At 58.7% G+C, this 16,468-nt stretch carries 11 protein-coding genes and 1 tRNA gene; 5 read left to right on the top strand and 7 right to left on the bottom strand.

Annotated features, from left to right (window positions below):
• Positions 1-99 precede the first annotated feature (99 nt).
• On the top strand, positions 100-411 hold the full coding sequence (locus ABD815_RS05935) for a TIGR02300 family protein (RefSeq protein WP_344844908.1): 312 nt from the start codon (positions 100-102) through the stop codon (positions 409-411).
• 97 nt (positions 412-508) lie between these two features.
• Positions 509-584, top strand: a tRNA-Ala gene (locus ABD815_RS05930).
• Between the two features lie 129 nt (positions 585-713).
• Here ABD815_RS05930 and ABD815_RS05925 read toward each other — a convergent pair.
• The 7 genes from ABD815_RS05925 to ABD815_RS05895 form a co-directional block, all read right to left on the bottom strand.
• Positions 714-2,006, bottom strand: a complete 1,293-nt coding sequence (locus ABD815_RS05925; protein WP_344844905.1) for an MATE family efflux transporter — start codon at positions 2,004-2,006, stop codon at positions 714-716.
• A gap of 2 nt (positions 2,007-2,008) precedes the next feature.
• Positions 2,009-2,884, bottom strand: a complete 876-nt coding sequence (locus ABD815_RS05920; protein ID WP_344844903.1) for a glycosyltransferase — start codon at positions 2,882-2,884, stop codon at positions 2,009-2,011.
• A gap of 173 nt (positions 2,885-3,057) precedes the next feature.
• The gene (locus tag ABD815_RS05915; protein WP_344844901.1) at positions 3,058-4,269 is read right to left on the bottom strand and encodes a glycosyltransferase; all 1,212 of its coding nucleotides are present in this window, start codon (positions 4,267-4,269) and stop codon (positions 3,058-3,060) included.
• 110 nt (positions 4,270-4,379) lie between these two features.
• Complete coding sequence (locus tag ABD815_RS05910) at positions 4,380-5,867, bottom strand: glycoside hydrolase 5 family protein (RefSeq protein ID WP_344844898.1); 1,488 nt, start codon at positions 5,865-5,867, stop codon at positions 4,380-4,382.
• Positions 5,867-6,913, bottom strand: a complete 1,047-nt coding sequence (locus ABD815_RS05905; protein WP_344844896.1) for a hypothetical protein — start codon at positions 6,911-6,913, stop codon at positions 5,867-5,869. The genes ABD815_RS05910 and ABD815_RS05905 overlap by 1 nt, the downstream gene beginning before the upstream one ends.
• Before the next feature lie 12 nt (positions 6,914-6,925).
• Positions 6,926-10,027 (bottom strand): hypothetical protein, encoded by a 3,102-nt coding sequence (locus ABD815_RS05900; protein WP_344844893.1) that lies wholly within the window; start codon positions 10,025-10,027, stop codon positions 6,926-6,928.
• A 22-nt stretch (positions 10,028-10,049) separates the two neighbouring features.
• Positions 10,050-10,652: a response regulator gene (locus ABD815_RS05895; protein ID WP_344844890.1), complete on the bottom strand. Its 603-nt coding sequence runs from the start codon at positions 10,650-10,652 to the stop codon at positions 10,050-10,052.
• A 303-nt stretch (positions 10,653-10,955) separates the two neighbouring features.
• Here ABD815_RS05895 and ABD815_RS05890 point away from each other — a divergent pair, with 303 nt between their 5' ends.
• The 3 genes from ABD815_RS05890 (at position 10,956) to ABD815_RS05880 (ending at position 16,022) form a co-directional block, all read left to right on the top strand.
• A complete protein-coding gene (locus tag ABD815_RS05890) occupies positions 10,956-11,426 on the top strand; it encodes a putative pterin-binding protein (protein ID WP_344844888.1) in 471 nt (156 codons plus the stop codon).
• A 44-nt stretch (positions 11,427-11,470) separates the two neighbouring features.
• Positions 11,471-13,996, top strand: coding sequence for a hybrid sensor histidine kinase/response regulator (locus tag ABD815_RS05885; RefSeq protein ID WP_344844885.1), 2,526 nt, complete (start codon positions 11,471-11,473; stop codon positions 13,994-13,996).
• Positions 13,997-14,090: 94 nt separating this feature from the next.
• Positions 14,091-16,022, top strand: coding sequence for a methyl-accepting chemotaxis protein (locus ABD815_RS05880; RefSeq protein WP_344844883.1), 1,932 nt, complete (start codon positions 14,091-14,093; stop codon positions 16,020-16,022).
• Positions 16,023-16,468 lie beyond the last annotated feature (446 nt).

Below are 16,468 nucleotides of genomic sequence, written 5' to 3'. Positions count from 1 at the left end.
ACGCAGATATGTGTCGAAAATCCTTTGACACCGGCAATGGGATGTGGCATCGCCCCACGAACCTCCACACATGGAAACAGAAGACGAAAGGGATTTCACATGCCCAAAGAGGAATGGGGCGTCAAGCGCGTCTGTCCGACCACCGGCAAGCGGTTCTACGACCTCGGCAAAGATCCGATCGTCTCCCCCTATACCGGCGAGACGCTCACGTTTGATTTGAACAACAAATCCCGCGTTGCGATTGTCGAGAAAAAGGCAGCGGTTGTCGACGAAGACGTCAGCGACGAGGATGATCTCCTGGTTGATGACGACGAGGATATCGATATCGATGACGAGCTGCTTGAAGACGACGAGGACGACAATGTCTCCCTCGACGAAATCGCCGATGTGGCGGCTGACGACGACGATTGATCACCGCCTTTTTTCGCTTGCAACGATTTGCGAGACAAAATAGGAAGCGCGGGCAGGACGAAATGTCCACCGCGCGGCCGATCCAATCGGCCAATCCGGGGCCTTAGCTCAGTTGGGAGAGCGCTTGCATGGCATGCAAGAGGTCAGGGGTTCGACCCCCCTAGGCTCCACCAAATCCCCCATTTTAAATACACTGACACATCGCCCGTTCGCGGCAATGTGCTTTTGGTTTGCTGTCATCGAATGGAGAGGGCCGAGCCCGGTTCGCACCCGCGCTGTAACACTGCGCGCGTCGGACCGGATTACACCTGTGCGCGATACTTGCGGGCGCTGCGCATCGACACGACCGCGATCAACAGTGCCGTGACCAATTGGACCGCCAGCTTGATCTGCACAACCCCGAGCACAGTGGCCGGCGCGAGGATGACAAGCGCGCCCATCTGCATGACAGCCGCCCCCAGGATCAACGTGATCCCGAGCCGCATATCGAGAGCCGCCAGAAACGTGGCCGCCAGATAGCTGAATGTGAAAGCGACCGCCGCGATCACGGCGTAACTCAGCGCGTTCGCCGCCCCGAAATAGGCATCCCCGACGAGCACACCCAGAATCAGCGTTGGCTTGAACAGCGCGACGACAATCAGGGGGATACTCACCGCACCAAAGAGCAAGGCGACGGGACGCACGGCGCCCACGAGGTTTTCGTTGCGACGGGCCGCGAGAACAACGCCGGGCAACAGGACCGAAGCCAGAGCGAAACAGGCAAAGAACTGGATGCGTTGGACCAGCGACAGCGCAGCGATAAACCCGACTTCGCTCGCAGGCAAAAGCGAGCGCGCCACAAAGATTTCTCCGTCGAGCGCCAGAACCTGTGCGAGCTGCAAGAGCGCGAATGGCGCGGCGGCAATCAGGACAGTCGTTGTAATCGGCCGGATCGGCAGACCTTTGAGTGCGCGCTTTGGCAGCATGTCCATGAGAACCACCCAGCCCGCGATGATCGACACAGAAATTGCGGCAACCACACCGGTGATCCCGAACCCGAGTGACCACGCGAGCAGCGCGCCTACGAGTCGGATGATCATTTCAACATTGGAGGAGATGACAATGCGTTTGGCATCCATTTGTCCCAATGCAAAGCCACGCAACAGGCTAAGAGACGCGCCAAAGGGCAGCGCGAGAATCAGCACTGCCAACAGGTGGAGATCGGGCAGCCCAAACGCGGGCGCGCCTTGCCAGAGCAGCCCAAATCCCGCGAATGGTATCACGCTGACGACCCCGACCGCCAACAGGCGTTGGTTCACCCGGGACAGGCGGCGGGCCATGGGGGAGATTTCCGCGTCCGGCAGATTCGCCACCACTTTGCTTACAGCCGTTTGAACAGCACCGAGTAACCCGAGAAGCGAAAGCTTGATGGTCAGAAGGAGAGCGAGCAGCCCGAAAAGTTCCGGCCCCATGAGGCGGCTGAAAATCATGTTAAAGGCAAGGTTGCCGACATTCACGAAGTTCGACGAGATAAAGATCAGGACAGCGGGCGCCATAAGCACGGCCAGAACCCGCGCCAGCAATGGCGTCGACACTGAAGGGACTGCGTGGCTCATGTTCAGGCTGCTTCTGCGAAAGGCACAAAACGGGCTGCAGGCGCGGTAGTGGCGACAGGTGCAGCAACAGGCAGGCCCAGACGGGTTTCCGCGATGAGGCGCAGCATGCGAAGTCCGCTCTTCAGGATCGCACTGCCCGAAACTTTGGAACCGGCAACCTCGGTCCATTCCGCGAGCGGCTGCTCGTAGAACGCGCGGCTGCGGTCCTCGAGACGCGCCGACAAGCGTGCGAACAGTTCGACATCAAACAGCCAACCCGCCGTGAACGGCGTTTCCAGCGCCGCACGAAGGTGGCGGCTGTTGCGCAGCATTTTCGCACCGCACTGCGTGTCGCCAATCGGCAGGCGCACGGCCTGACGCGCGAGGGTCGCGCAGACGCGGGACACGGCGCGCCGCGTCATGGTGCGTTCGATCCGGTGACCGAGTAGGGCACGACGCGCGCCGTAGACCACTTGCGTGGTAGGAAACTTCGCCATGACGCGGGAAAAGTCGTCGATTGCATCCAGAGGCGTCGCCAGATCTGCATCCCAGTAGCCGACGCATTCCGCACCCAGATCGCACGCCGCGATCAACCCCTGACGAACAGCCTCGGCTTTGCCACCGTTCTGCGCAAGGTCGAGCACCAAGGCACGGCCTGCCGCCTGTTCGCACAGCGTGACGAGACAGTCGAGCGTGGCGTCAGTGCTGCCATCATTGACAAAAAGAAAGGTCACATCCGGCGTCGCCGAAAGGTAGTCGATGAAGGATGCGCTATCGAGACGCTTGGCCTCGTTGTAGCAAGGCACCACGATAACACTACCGGTTAGCTTGCCCTGAATAGCCGACAAAAAAGCGGGCAAATGCGTGGCTTGGGCAGAGGCAAAATTTTCGATTTTCATAACGGCCGCTTTCGACTGATTAACGTTAACGGCCGTATTTCATGCCATAGTTAATTTGTCTCAGGCTCGAAAGTTTATGTTTCCAATCAAAAGGATATGAGGTTTCCAATCGGGTAGGCCCGGTTGACCAAAAGAAAAACGGCTACCCTTTCGGATAGCCGTTCCTGTGCAAATTATGCGATCGCTTGCGACCCGCTTCGCCGTCGTTTCAAACGGGATCGCAACAGCGCCACATGAAAAGCGGCGACCTCTGAAATGGGCATATCCATCGATGCCTTTCGGTTGGCATCCGCGAGGGTCTGCGCCGCCTCGTCATTGCCCAAAACGCTGCCCATTGCGCGCGCCATATCCGCCGCATCGCCGACGCCGTAATTCGCACCATTCAAGCCTTCGTCGCGGCTCACATCCACAAAGTCACCGATATTCGGGAACACCGGCACGGCGCCGTAGCTGGCCGTTTGATGCAGCACACCGGAGCTTCCGGTGGTCGTCGAGTAGTCAAAGACGCTCGCACGCGCGTCACCGAAGAACGTTGGAACATCGTCCTCTGCGACATAGCCATGAAACCGGACACCGGCATCGTCTTTGCGCAACGCAGCAACGCTTTTCACATAGCCGGGCGTGTTGGGATGATCCGTGCCGCCGATGACGAGTTCATAGTCCGAAAACTCCGGATCTTTGCGAAGCAGATCAAACGCCGAGAGCAGAGTTTCAAGCCGCTTGTAGGTTCCGAATTTCCCCATCGTGACGATGCGTTTGGCCCGCGTGCCCAATCGCGAAACCTCACGGGTTTCGGTGTCGAAAGTTCCATGCCCCACGAGATGCACAGACGCGCGCGGGTAGCTGGCCGTCAGTTGATCGGCATAGCCACGCAGGGTCACGGTTACGTAGTCGGCCTGCATCATCGCGCGCGTAATCACCGCACCCCCTGCCCGCACAATCGCCTGACGAAACCGCTGGCCCTTCATCTGTGTGTTTTCGAGGTCAATGCCCGCGATGATGTTATGCGCGATGATGCCGCTCGGCACCCCCGCCAGACGCGCCAGAGCGGGCGCACATAGACCCAGTGCAGCGGGTATTTCACGGTCGCCAAAGCTCGCCGTCTGGAGGTTCCACACGGCACCATCGACATCCGCCTTTTTCAGGGCGCGAATGATCGCGGGACCGGATGTCAGGCTGTTGAAATCCCACACACGCTCGACGCGCAGCTTCGGACCCAAGTCCAACTCATCAGCCGGCGCGCAAAGACGATCGGCGATGACGACGACTTCGCTGACCTCGGGATTGGCAACCAGCGCCTTGGCCAAATGAAAACCGTATTCATTCAGACTCTGCACTCCCGGCGGGAAGGCAGAAACCAAAGCTATGCGCATCTGCGTGGACATCGAAAACTCCGTTCAACAATTTACAACTTGGCCTATGTCTATTGCAAAATAGTCGACCCTGCGTCTCCGCAACGGGATGGAATGGTAGTTCAAAAGAGAGGAGACCTATCCTATCGGATAGGAAATGCGGCCGAGCGAAATACATCCGCCGCCGGTTTCTCTGTCCCGTCAGCCATAATCATCCCGAACCGCGCCTGTAGGCGGCGCACCCACGGTGATGAGCCGACCACGCCGGGATCAACCGTTGGGAAGTCATAGAGCGTCCACACCATCACCCCGTCAGCACCGGCCAAGGCCGACAGGCGCGCGTGCAAACGATTGGCCTGCGCGGTCTGTGATGACGGAAACCCGAGGAGAGCCGTGTAGTCGGTTTCCCCGATTTCGGTGACGACGACCGGCGCGTCGCCTGCCAGCAGTTGAACCTCGGCCAAACGGTCGCCCGCGCCATCAATCGGCGCATAGTCATGATAGGTAATGACATCGAAATCCAACAGGTAGTCCTTGGCCGCCTCTGCCGATGCCCACCCGACCGTCAACGGCATGTCGGGGGCGAGACTGCGCGACACTGCCACCATGGATTTGATCCACGCAAGGACCGTCTCCTCGCCGTGATAGGTGAAATCGAGGTCGGGTTCGTTCTTCACATCCACGAAAGCAACCGCTGGCGCAGCCGCAAGGGTCGGCATGACCCGTTCGAGAAACAGCGCGTCATCGGTCCATCCGCTCAGGTTGTAGTCACCTTTGAGATCAAAAAGCGTCGGAACAACGCGCAGGCCCTTCTGCTCGGCGAGGGCCAACATATCCGAGAGGTTTTCGAGGGCTGTTTCGTAATCATCCCTGATGAACGTCTCGCGGGTCAAAAAGATGCGCACACTATCGGCATCGAGATCGCGCAGCAGGTCAAAATCCTCGGCAATGGTTTGCAGATCGAAGGTGGGCCAGAAATCGCGCCAAGGCGTCGCGCTCGGGTAGTAATTGACCCCCTTCATCGTCCCGCGCCATGGGGCGGGCTCGGTGACAACCGGCTCCACCGCGCGCCGCTCATAGGAAAACACGCGCCACCCGTTCGCTTCGTTCAGGAGCGTGAAGATACCGCGATCATGCGTGATTTCATATGTTGGGTCCGCGGTGTCGCCAGTCATGAAACGTGCGACGACCATCTCGACTTCGGCCTGAAACACCGATCCGTCGAGATGGAAAAACACCGGTCGCGCGTGTTGGGACAGAACGACCATACGCCCGCCATGCGCCAACGCATCGTCGATGGATTGTTCGGCGCGCTCCAGTGCAACGCCGGCAAAGCGGCGCTCCAAAACCTTTGTTTCCCCGCTCTGCTGGGCAATTGCATGCGCCTTCCACGCTTCGGTGAGCGATGTCCCGATCAGCCGGGCATCGACGGGCGAAAAGGGCCGCGCAAGCGGGACCTCAGGTTCGTCCCACGTCACCCGCGTAAGCGCAGGCGGGATCGGCGCGAGCGCATCACCGATGTAGCGATAGGTGACAGTCCGTTTTTGAGCCGCGCTATAGGCACCCGCCGCGAACCACAACACCAACCCCAACAGGGCGACAAATGCGCTGATAATCAAAGCAAACCGCATCACTCCGCCCTCCGGATCACATCGGGCGCTAGGCCGGTTTGGACCGATGTTGTGGCGAGGCCGAGAGCGCTTTCGACACTGACGGCAAAGGGACCGTCACCCGGTGCGATGGGTAGGATCGCATCCGCAAACCCGTCCTGAACCCATGCGGTCGATGCCGCGCGCGCGCCGGATGCGGAGACCACCGAAAAATCGACGATAGCTCCATCGCTGAGCATATGGCCCGCGCTTGTCGTCATCGGCCCCACACGCATGGCAACCGCGTCGAGGTCGGCCAGTGGCCAGGCGCGCACCGGCGCCTTGATCGCCGCCCGCAGAGGGTCCAATTCGACCGGCTCCGAAGCCGACTCCTGATCGGCCAGCGACGCAGTCAATGCGCCACCGCTCCCGACATCACGCACCAGCCAGTGCGCCTCGGCAATGGCCTCCTGAACGGTTGCGGGAATAACACTCGTTGTTCCGTCTTCGTGACGCAGAATGAAACCGGCCCCCACCCCGTCCTCGATAGGGTTGGCGAACCGGTCGGCCATTGGGCGTGTTGCGAGGCGCGAGAAGGTTTCGGGCACGAGCGAAGCGGTGGCTTCCAATTCCGGACTCAGGCTTTCGATACTGGCCACCACGCGAAACAGGGCCCGTGGGCTTTGACGTTCGCCCACGCTCGCCCCGCCCGAAAATGTCCCCGCGTTCGGATCGGGCAGAAACTGCACATCGGCGATTCCATAGTGGGTGACCTCGTCAGACATTGCGCGCGGCCCCAATGCAAAAGACGCCGCGATCCCGTCGGAGACCAAGTTCCCGAACCGGTCCATGACCAAAGCGACGGCATGCCCGATGTCTTTGCCGGCCACCATTGATTTGGGACCGATGAATGTGAGGACCGATTGCGGCGGTTCGGCCGGCTTTTCGCCCTCGGTACTAACCCCGCCCCACGATGCACGCGCCTGCCCGACCGCGTCGGCGGGCAGAATGCCGAATGCATCCGAATAGGTTTCCTGCGCCACGCCAGGTTGGGCCAGTAGAAAGAGAAGCGCATATAGGGTTCGCATCATCATGGCCCTTCAAAAAAGCGGATCATAGGTCATCGAGGAGACGTGCAGGCGCACAGCGCTGTAGCCGTCAATATCCACAGGGATCGTGCCTGTTGCCGCCGTTGGAAGCCCGGTGTCGCGCATCGGAGCGCTGCCGTTCACGACCATACCGTCCTCGCGGATATCGGAGATGACGTTGATCTCGGAGCGCGCGGGGAGAACCATATGAAACGGCGAACTCTGGCCGGGGTAGATATTGGTGTCGACAAAACCGGCCTCGGTCCAAACCGGTTGCCCGTCATCATCATAGAGGAGCGCTATGACACACACGATGGTTGCCGAATGGGTGCCCGTATTCACGGCGAGACCTTCGATCACGGGTTGTCCCGCCTCCTGCGTGATGCGCAAACCATTGAGCGCGACCCCGCGATACAGATCACGGCCCGTGACCAGCGAGCGCGCTTCAAACGTGGCGGTCGTCGGCGGGTTTGGGAACTCGGGCGGGATGAAGTCCGTGGGATCGAAAACGCCCCGCTCCTCTGCATCGGTTAGCGACAGCACACCTTCGAAGTCGACGCGCAGACCCGCCGTTTCGGCGGGTAGCAATCTTTGCGCCATCACCTGCCCTGCGGCGCGGCGCGCGAGTTGGCTGTCCTGCGCCCATAGCTCCGCGAAAAGGCTCGACATGGCAGGGTCTGCATCGCTGTTGGTGAGTGCGCCGATGACGCTGTAGCGCCCGTCCCGTTCGACCAGTCGCAGCCCGTGCACGGATATCCGCGGGCGGTCCAAGCGGTCGCGATGCAGATCGGTTTCTGCGCGGGGCTGGCGGCGACCGACGACATTCCACGCCACCTCGCCCTGCCGTTGCAGCCGCGCGGGTGTTTGAACGGGGCGCAATCCCAAAGGCGTCACAAACCAGCGCCCGTCGCGTTCAACCGTGCGCACCTGTAGCGTCTCGTGGCGCACATCAATCGCGGTCAGCCAGTCCAGATCAACCTGCCAATCCGCGAGATGGCCCGACGAGGACACCTCCGTAATACGGATGTCGGAAAGCTTGCCATAGGATGCAATCAGCCCCCCCTCCCAACGCCAGTTGAACATAACGTCGTCGAGCGGCGGACGCGCGACAGGATCCAGGCGATCATAGGCCGACCCGAAACGTCGGAAATCGAGGTCGTCGAAATAGGCGGCGATGGTTTCTTCCGCACTCAGCGGTAATTGCCTTTTGCGGGCCAGATCCCAGCCGACAAATCCCACCAGACCCACCGTTGCAGCCAATGCCCCCAACACAACCCACCTGATCAGGCGAGGATGGCGAAACCCCGCCGCAGGATCGACAACCGGCCTGACGTCCATCGGCAAAGCCCCGAAATTTCGTCGCAGGGCCGCGGTGAAAAACACCATCGCGGCCAACGTCAGCATCAGAGGCGGCAAAATACCCCACATCAACATATGGACGCGCGGTATGTCACGGCGCGGGGTGATCACGGGCAGCGGGGTAACATCGGGCTTTTCCCAAACAGTGATCCCGTTGGAGAGTTTGTTCAGTCGGACCCACCCGTTGAAGTGCAACAGGGGATCGTAGAATTCGTCATTCGAGAACACGTATTTGAGGTTGTATTGATCGGCATTGACCACGAACTGTTTGAGAGACCCCAGACCCGGCACGCCGAGATATTTGGCATTTTCCAGACGCTCGACAGAGAACCGCGTCAAATCGGGAAGCCGTCGTGCGCTGTGATAATTGCCATCGACCGAAAGCGCCGTGGTCTGCGCCGAGATATAGGCGAACTGATCCCCGAAGCCGAGCGTCAGGTATCGCCAATGGTCGTGTTCGTCATTCTCAAGAAACTGCACGATGGGCGCGGGATCGATGAGGCGCGGCTGGGTCGGCTGCATGGTGGGCAAAATTGCGGCAAAGACCGACACCGCGACCATGGCCACGAAGTATCCCGCCACCACGACGCGGTAGAACCCCAACCCCAAGGACGCGCGCATGGCCGCGCCCGAACGGCCATGGAGAAACCCGTCGATCAGGAGCCCCACGAAGGGCAGGATCAGGATCGACCCCCAAAATGTGAACCGATCGAGGGTCAGAATATCAAAGGCACCGCCAAGGATCGCGCGCGGAACGGGTGTCGTCCCGCCGGTACCGAGCACAAAACAGATGAGGACTGATGCCCCGAGCGGCCAGAGACGCGTGCTCACGGTTTTCCATGCCACATAGGGCAGCACCAAGAGGGCCGTGCCCCACGGCAGCAGGAAGAAAATGAACCCCAGATCTTTGCGCTCGATAAAGCTTTCACGGCTGCCGTGCGGGATCGGGACCTGCGTGATCGGGTCGTTGATCGACCATGACCAATAAGGAAACACCGTGATCAGAATCGCGGCCAGCATCAGAACGGCCAGAACAACACCGCGCCCCAGTGGTGCGAGGAAAACCGTTGACCACCGCTTCCATCCGGCGGGCTTTTTGCGCACGGCCACCACCCGCAACGCATGCAGGCCGAGCGGAAACACGAACAACACGCCGCCGAAAATCGTCGTCACATGATGCGCGGCCGTTGTCGCCGCCGCAAAGACAACCGCCCCGCCAAGGTCGAGGAATTTACCCAATACGATCCAGCGGAAAACATAGGGCATGCCATTGAGAAACACGGCCAGCGAAAAGATCGTCGGCAACTGACCGAACAAATGGATCGTCTCGGAAATCGACGACGCGAGGACTAGCCCGATCGCCGCATAGCCCGCAGCACGCGCATGCACCCAAAGCAACGAGAAACGGTAGATTCCCACCGTCAGGAGCAATAGCCCCACCACCTGAACCACCACGAACGCAGCCCTGAGCGGCATGACATACATCAGCGCGCCCATCGCCATATGGGTTCCGGGTGGATAGGAGGTCGTGGCGAACCCCGTATACCAACGCGGCTCCCACGGATCGAACCAGCTACGGTGGTAACTGTCACCAAAGAACATGTGGATAAAGGCGTCGTAGGTATTGCCATGGGTGAACGGCAAAAGCCCGCCATGATACAAAACGACACCTGCCAGAGCGACCAGCAACAGACGAAGGCCTGTGCTGTCGTCGGTCCTCTCGACACCCGCCGTGAATGGGCGGTGCACGAACATTGGCGTGGGGTGTTTTAGCCGGTTAGACAAGCTTCCGGTCGCGCGCGATCATTGCCGCCTGCGTCCGGTTTTTGGCACCGAGTTTGCGGCAGAGCGTTTTGACATGAAGTTTGATGGTGACTTCCTGAAGTTCGAGGTCACGGGCGATTTCCTTGTTCGACTTCCCCTCGGACAAACCGCGCAACACTTCTGTTTCGCGCTCGGTCAGGTTGCCGACCGTTTTTTCCTCGGCCTGCTGCATGAATTCGTATGGCAGAAAGACCTCGCCCACGGCCATGAACCGGATCGCGCTGACCATAGAGCGCGCGCCGAGCGTTTTTGGCACAAATCCTGCGGCGCCGGATGCAATGGCGTCCTTTGCAATGGAGGGGTTGGCAGAGCCGGACAGAATGGCCACGGGTTTGTCTTCGTTGACTTCCTTCATGCGCCGAAGACCGTTCAAACCGTCCATGCCGGGCATGTTGTAATCAAGCAGGACCAGATCATAGGCCCCATTTTCACGAACCGCAGCCACCGCTGCATCAAGGTTCTCAACTGTCTTTATCTCGGACATCCCCTCGGATTCGAGAAAGATCGCGATGGTATCGCGGACCAGGTCATGGTCGTCGGCAATCAATATACGCATAGGGCTCGTCTCAACACTGTGTTGGCTAGTTTTGTGTCCAGCTTTGTTAACATTTACACTACCTTGCATCCGAGATGCTCCTTAAGCTTATCGCGCTACCCCATAGATGCCAACGTATGCTTTTGCGCGCCCTGCGTCCTGCGGCCAACGGTATAGCGCTGCCCAATAAGGGTGATCCGACCTATCCTTTGGTATAGCCACATATCCTTCGTGGGCCGCGACACCCGCCGACGGGTATGCCATTGTGACCCATAAGAAGCATGCCTCACGCAGGATGCAGATTTTTTTGACGAGGAACCAATCATGTTGAACATTGCTAAAACCGTTGCCGCCGCCGCCCTGACTTTGATGCCAATGGGCGCTTTCGCGGAGGATGTACTCCTGTCCGTGACCGTTAAAGGGGAAACCCTGACGTTTGAGCGCACGGCGCTGGAAGCAATGCCGGTGGCAGAGTTCACAACCACAACCATCTGGACCGAAGGCGAACAGACGTTCACCGGCGTCACGCTGCATGACCTGTTGAGCGAACTCGACGTTCAGGATGGTGTCATCAAAGCGACCGCCATTAACGACTACGCCATTGAAATCCCCTACGCTGACATCACCGAAGATGCGCCGATCATCGCATACCTGCGCAACGGCGAAGAGATGTCGGTGCGTGACAAAGGTCCGCTGTGGGTTGTCTACCCCTACGACACCGCGCCGGAATTTCGCAATGAAGTCGCCTACTCGCGCAGCATCTGGCAACTCGACCGCATCGACATCCAAGAGTAAGAAACCTTTAACCCCTAATTCGTGAGTGTGAGCTTTTGGAGAGTTTGAGGCGACTTATCGGACGGCGTTCGACATTTGTCAGCGCGGTTGTGATCCTCTTGGTTGTCGCGATCGGCGGTCAGACGATTTGGCGTTTGACCGCGCGAACGTGGACCGAAATCGAAAAGCTGGCCATTGCGAACGCGGATAGTTCGCAGTGGTCACTCGCACAACTCGAAGTCGAATATCTGGCTCTCGAAAACGCGACACTCGCATATATGGCGGGGCGCACGTCCGATCTGGGCAACATACGTCGCCGGTTCGATGTCTTTTTCTCGCGCATCGACACGTTGAGTTATTCCCAGCATTTCGCGGGTGTCCGCAGCTCGGACATGATCGGCGACTATATCGCGCAAAACCGCGCCTTTCTGGATACCTATGTTCCCGTCATAGACGGCTCCGACGAAACCCTTGCCACAGCATTGCCGGGGATGTTCGAAGATATGCAAGAACTGCATCAGGGCTTGCGCGCCACCTCTCTGGAAGGGGTTCGGGTTCTCGCAATTGAGTCCCAAGATCAACGCACCGCCGTTGAAGGCGCGCTGCGCTATCTTGGAACCATCGCCATTGTGCTCGTGGGGGTGCTTTTTGCCGGCGTTGCGTTGCTGTCCCTCATTGTGCGCAACTCGCAACGCAAAACCGAAGAAATCGAACAAACCCAAAGCCGGCTTCAGGCCATCATTTCGACCTCTATCGACGCCGTTCTGGTTGTCGGGAAAAGCGGGCGTGTCATAGACTACAACGGGGCTGCGGAACGCATTTTCGGATACAGTCGCTCTGAAGCGATTGGTGTCGACATTGCCGAACTGATTATCCCCGACCATCTGCGTGAACTGCATGAAGCGGGGATGCATCGATACCTGAGCACAGGCCAGAAACGGGTCGTGGGCAAGGGTCTCGTGCGTTTGGAGGCCAAACACAAGGACGGCACGCTCTTCCCTGTTGAGCTGTCCATCAATGCCGCAACATCGCGCGAGAGCGGCGGCGAATTCTTTGTCTCCTACATCCGCGACATCTCGCAACGCGCCGCCGAGGAAAGTGAATTGATCGAAGCACGCGACCGCGCGGTTGCGGGTGAACACGCCAAGGCAAAACTTCTCGCCGTCATGAGCCATGAAATGCGCACACCGCTCAACGGTGTGCTGGGCACCCTTCAACTCCTTGCGGACACCGACCTCAACGAGCGCCAGAAACGGTTTGTCGAGGTTATGGATACCTCGGGCAAAACATTGCTCGAACACGTCAACAACGTGCTGGACATCTCGCGCGTCGATGCGGGAAAGGCCGAACTTTCCACGCGCGCCTTTGATCCGTTGCAAGTGACGAAGGACATCGTGCGCTCGCTGGAAAACGCGGCGCAAAAGCGGGGCAATAAGCTCAAAGTCACAGCACTGGCCGAAATCGGCACGGTGACCGGCGATGAGGCCCGTCTGCGTCAAATTCTGTTCAACCTTCTGGGCAATGCGATCAAGTTTACCGAAAACGGGCGCGTCAGTGTGGAAGTGGATCGCGATCCGGAAACCAAAAATGTCGAATTCCGCGTGATCGACACCGGCATCGGTATCAGCCCAGAAAACACCGACCGCATATTCGATGACTTCATTACGCTTGATACGTCCTACAACCGCGAAGTCGAGGGAACCGGTCTTGGTCTCGGGATCGTGCGCCGTCTCGTCCGGCTCATGGGGGGCGAAATCGGCGTGGTCAGCGAACCCGGGGATGGGTCGGTTTTCTGGTTCAACCTCCCGCTTAGCGAAGCCGCAGACCTCACCCAGTCTGACTGCGACAGCGCCTCGACCTCGACCCTGCACTCGGGCCAGAAAGCACGCGAGATTCTCGTCGTCGAAGACAACGAAATCAACCGGATGATCGTGCGCGAAATGCTTTTGCAAAGCGGGTCGAACGTGGTCGAGGCCAATGATGGCGAAGAAGGCGTGCAGAAGGCGGCACAGGGTCAATTTGATCTGATCTTTATGGATATCAGCATGCCGAAACTGGATGGCATCGCCGCGACCCGAATGATCCGCAATGGCGATGGTCCGAATGCGCACACACCGATTGTCGCGCTTACCGCCCATGCGCTCGCCGACGACATCCAGAAATTCCGCGACGCCGGCATGAACGACGTGCTTACCAAGCCGCTCTCACGCGAAAAACTGACCAAGGTTCTGGAAAAAACCGACGGCTACGCGCCGCAAGAGGACAAATCCAACTCGGTGGTGCGTGAACTCATCGAAACGATGGGAGCAGAAGGGGCGCATAAACTGCGTGTCCGCGCGTGTTCAGAGGTCAAATCAGGGCTGGAGCAGCTCCAACAGGACGTCGGCGCAAATGTGGAATTGTCTCGCATCAAAGACCTCGCCCATAAACTGGCGGGCACTGCGGGCATCGTCGGGTTCATGGACACGCGCAAAGCCTTGGGCGCTCTGGAGACCGCCACAGGAAACGGGAATCGGTCGCAATTGGCGTCTCTTGCAAAGATCGCCACACTGGCCTTCGATCGCGAAACCGCAGACATCTCCGGAGCTTAAAACCTGCCGCTAGGTGATGTGGTATGTGGACACTGTTCCTTAAGGGTCTTCCCCGATTGTAGCGACCAACGCTAACGATATCTGGTACCCTGCAATGCCCGGCCAATTCATACATCGCCTGTCCACTCGACTTTATACTTTGGTCGCCATTGCGCTGCTTCTCGCAGCTGCAATGGCGCAATACCTCATCGCTTCGGGCGCGCGCCAAGCCCATGACATGCGCGAAAACCAACTGTCGGAAACCGTGGACCTCGCGCTGGGTGTTCTTGCGGGATTCGAAGCAAAGACGCACATGGGCCTGATGTCTCCCGAGGCGGCGCAGTCGCAGGCGATCCAGGCCATCAATTCGATGCGTTTCGGCGAGAACGGCTACTTCTTCATTCTCGACATGGATCTCAATATCGTATCGCACGCAACGCTGCCATCATGGAACAATACCAATAAGGCGGATTACACCGACGCGAACGGGCTGCCGATTTTCCAAGAAATGCGTGATATTGCACAGGCCGATGGTCGCGGCTCTCTGCTCTATTCCTTTGCGAATGCTGATCACGGCGAACCAGAAGCGAAAATGGGCTATGTGGCTGCCTTTAACGAATGGAACTGGCTGATCGGTACCGGTGCGTATCTTTCCGACATTGAGGCGGAGTCACAGCAAACGCGCATGGGGGGACTGACGGCACTTCTCGTCTTCTTGGCGGTCCTGTCTCCGATCTGCTTTATCATCACGCGTAGCGTTACCCGCCCGGTTGGCACCCTTCGCAAACATATGCGCGAAATGGCGGACGGCGACACGGAGAGTGAAGTTCCCTATCTCGAATCGGCCTCAGAAATCGGGGATATGGCCCGCGAGTTGGAGAGGTTCCGCCACAAACTCCTTGAACGTGAGGCCCTGGAAAAAGCACAAGTCCAAAAAGAAGCCGAACTCGCTCAGGCCCGCGAAGACGCCGCCCGCAAGGAAACCGAAGCGCTAGAGCGTGAAGCACTCCAAGTAGCCGAACAAAACGCTCTTGCCGAAATAGCCGAGGCCACGAAACGCGCCGAGCAGCTGAAACTGGAACAAGAACGTGCCGCACGCGCCAGCGAGCAGGAACACGTCGTCCAATCGCTCGCCAAAGGGTTGGGTGCCCTATCACAAGGCGACCTTACGGTGCGGCTGAACTCTGCTTTCCCGAACGATTACGAGAAGCTGCGCGGCGATTTCAACAATGCGGTGGACACCATTTCGCAACTGGTCGGAATCATCGCCGAGGGCGTCGGGACGATCCACAGCGAAACCGACACACTCAGCTCGGCAGCAAACGAACTCGGTCGTCGCACCGAAACACAGGCAGCGTCTCTGGAGGAAACCGCGGCGGCGCTCACCGAACTCTCAGCCACAGTCGAGAACTCGGCATCCAATGCGAAACTCGCATCGGACACTGTATCGCAAGCAAAGGAACGCACCCGCGAAAGCCGCGAGATCATGGACAATACAGTGACAGCCATTAACGACATCGCCGACAGCTCTGCGCGCATTTCCAAAATCACCGGGGTCATCGAAGACATTGCGTTCCAGACCAACCTCCTCGCTCTTAACGCAGGGGTCGAGGCGGCACGTGCCGGCGAAACCGGTCGCGGCTTTGCGGTCGTTGCATCCGAAGTGCGCGCGCTCGCACAACGCAGCTCGGAAGCTGCGCGCGAAATCGCAACCTTGATCCAGACATCCGGTGCTCAGGTCGAAGGCGGCGTTCAGCTCGTGAACCGGTCAGGTGTCTCGATCGGAGAGATCGACGGCATGATCAACAAACTTGCCGAACTCATGCAGTCGATAGCGATCTCTGCGGATGAGCAATCTTCCGGCCTTGCGGAAATCAACTCTGCTGTGGGCCAACTCGATCAGGTGACCCAGCAAAACGCTGCCATGTTCGAAGAAACAACCGCGGCCCTGCATGCGCTCAAAATGCAGACCGACGCGCTCGCCCGAAACGGTAGCAAGCTCAAAACCAAACAGACAGATTCTCTCTCTGTTGCCTTGGCATCCTGACCTAAAAAGGGGCTGTCGCCACACGGATTGGCGCCAGCCCGTTCTCTGACAATTTGTTCCCGAACGTGATGCCCAACAAATGTTAGCGCGCGCATCGCGCATTCCGGCGAGTGGGGCACGCGCCCATAACAAAGCCTGCGCGCATCAAACCATTGTAAATCCATCCAATTCGCAGATTGTAAACTTTCTTTTCAACATTACGGCGAGAGAAAGTGAAATAATTTACAAAAAAATTGCGCTCCCCCAATGTCTTATCGGCACATTGACTGAAAACGGGTTAGACCGTCGAAGTGAGGAGGAGTCCGGTGGAATGCTGGACTTTGGTATTCAAACCAATGGAGGCCCCATGAGCGAATCAATCAAAAATATGACCCCCCCCAGTGAGGCGTTCACGTCGCGTGCGCATATTGACCGTTCGGGGTATGATGCGATGTATGCGCGCTCGG

The sequence above is a fragment of the Celeribacter arenosi genome (genome assembly GCF_039539485.1).
GTDB classification, from domain to species: domain Bacteria; phylum Pseudomonadota; class Alphaproteobacteria; order Rhodobacterales; family Rhodobacteraceae; genus Celeribacter; species Celeribacter arenosi.
This window is presented reverse-complemented; position numbering and strand designations above follow the sequence as displayed.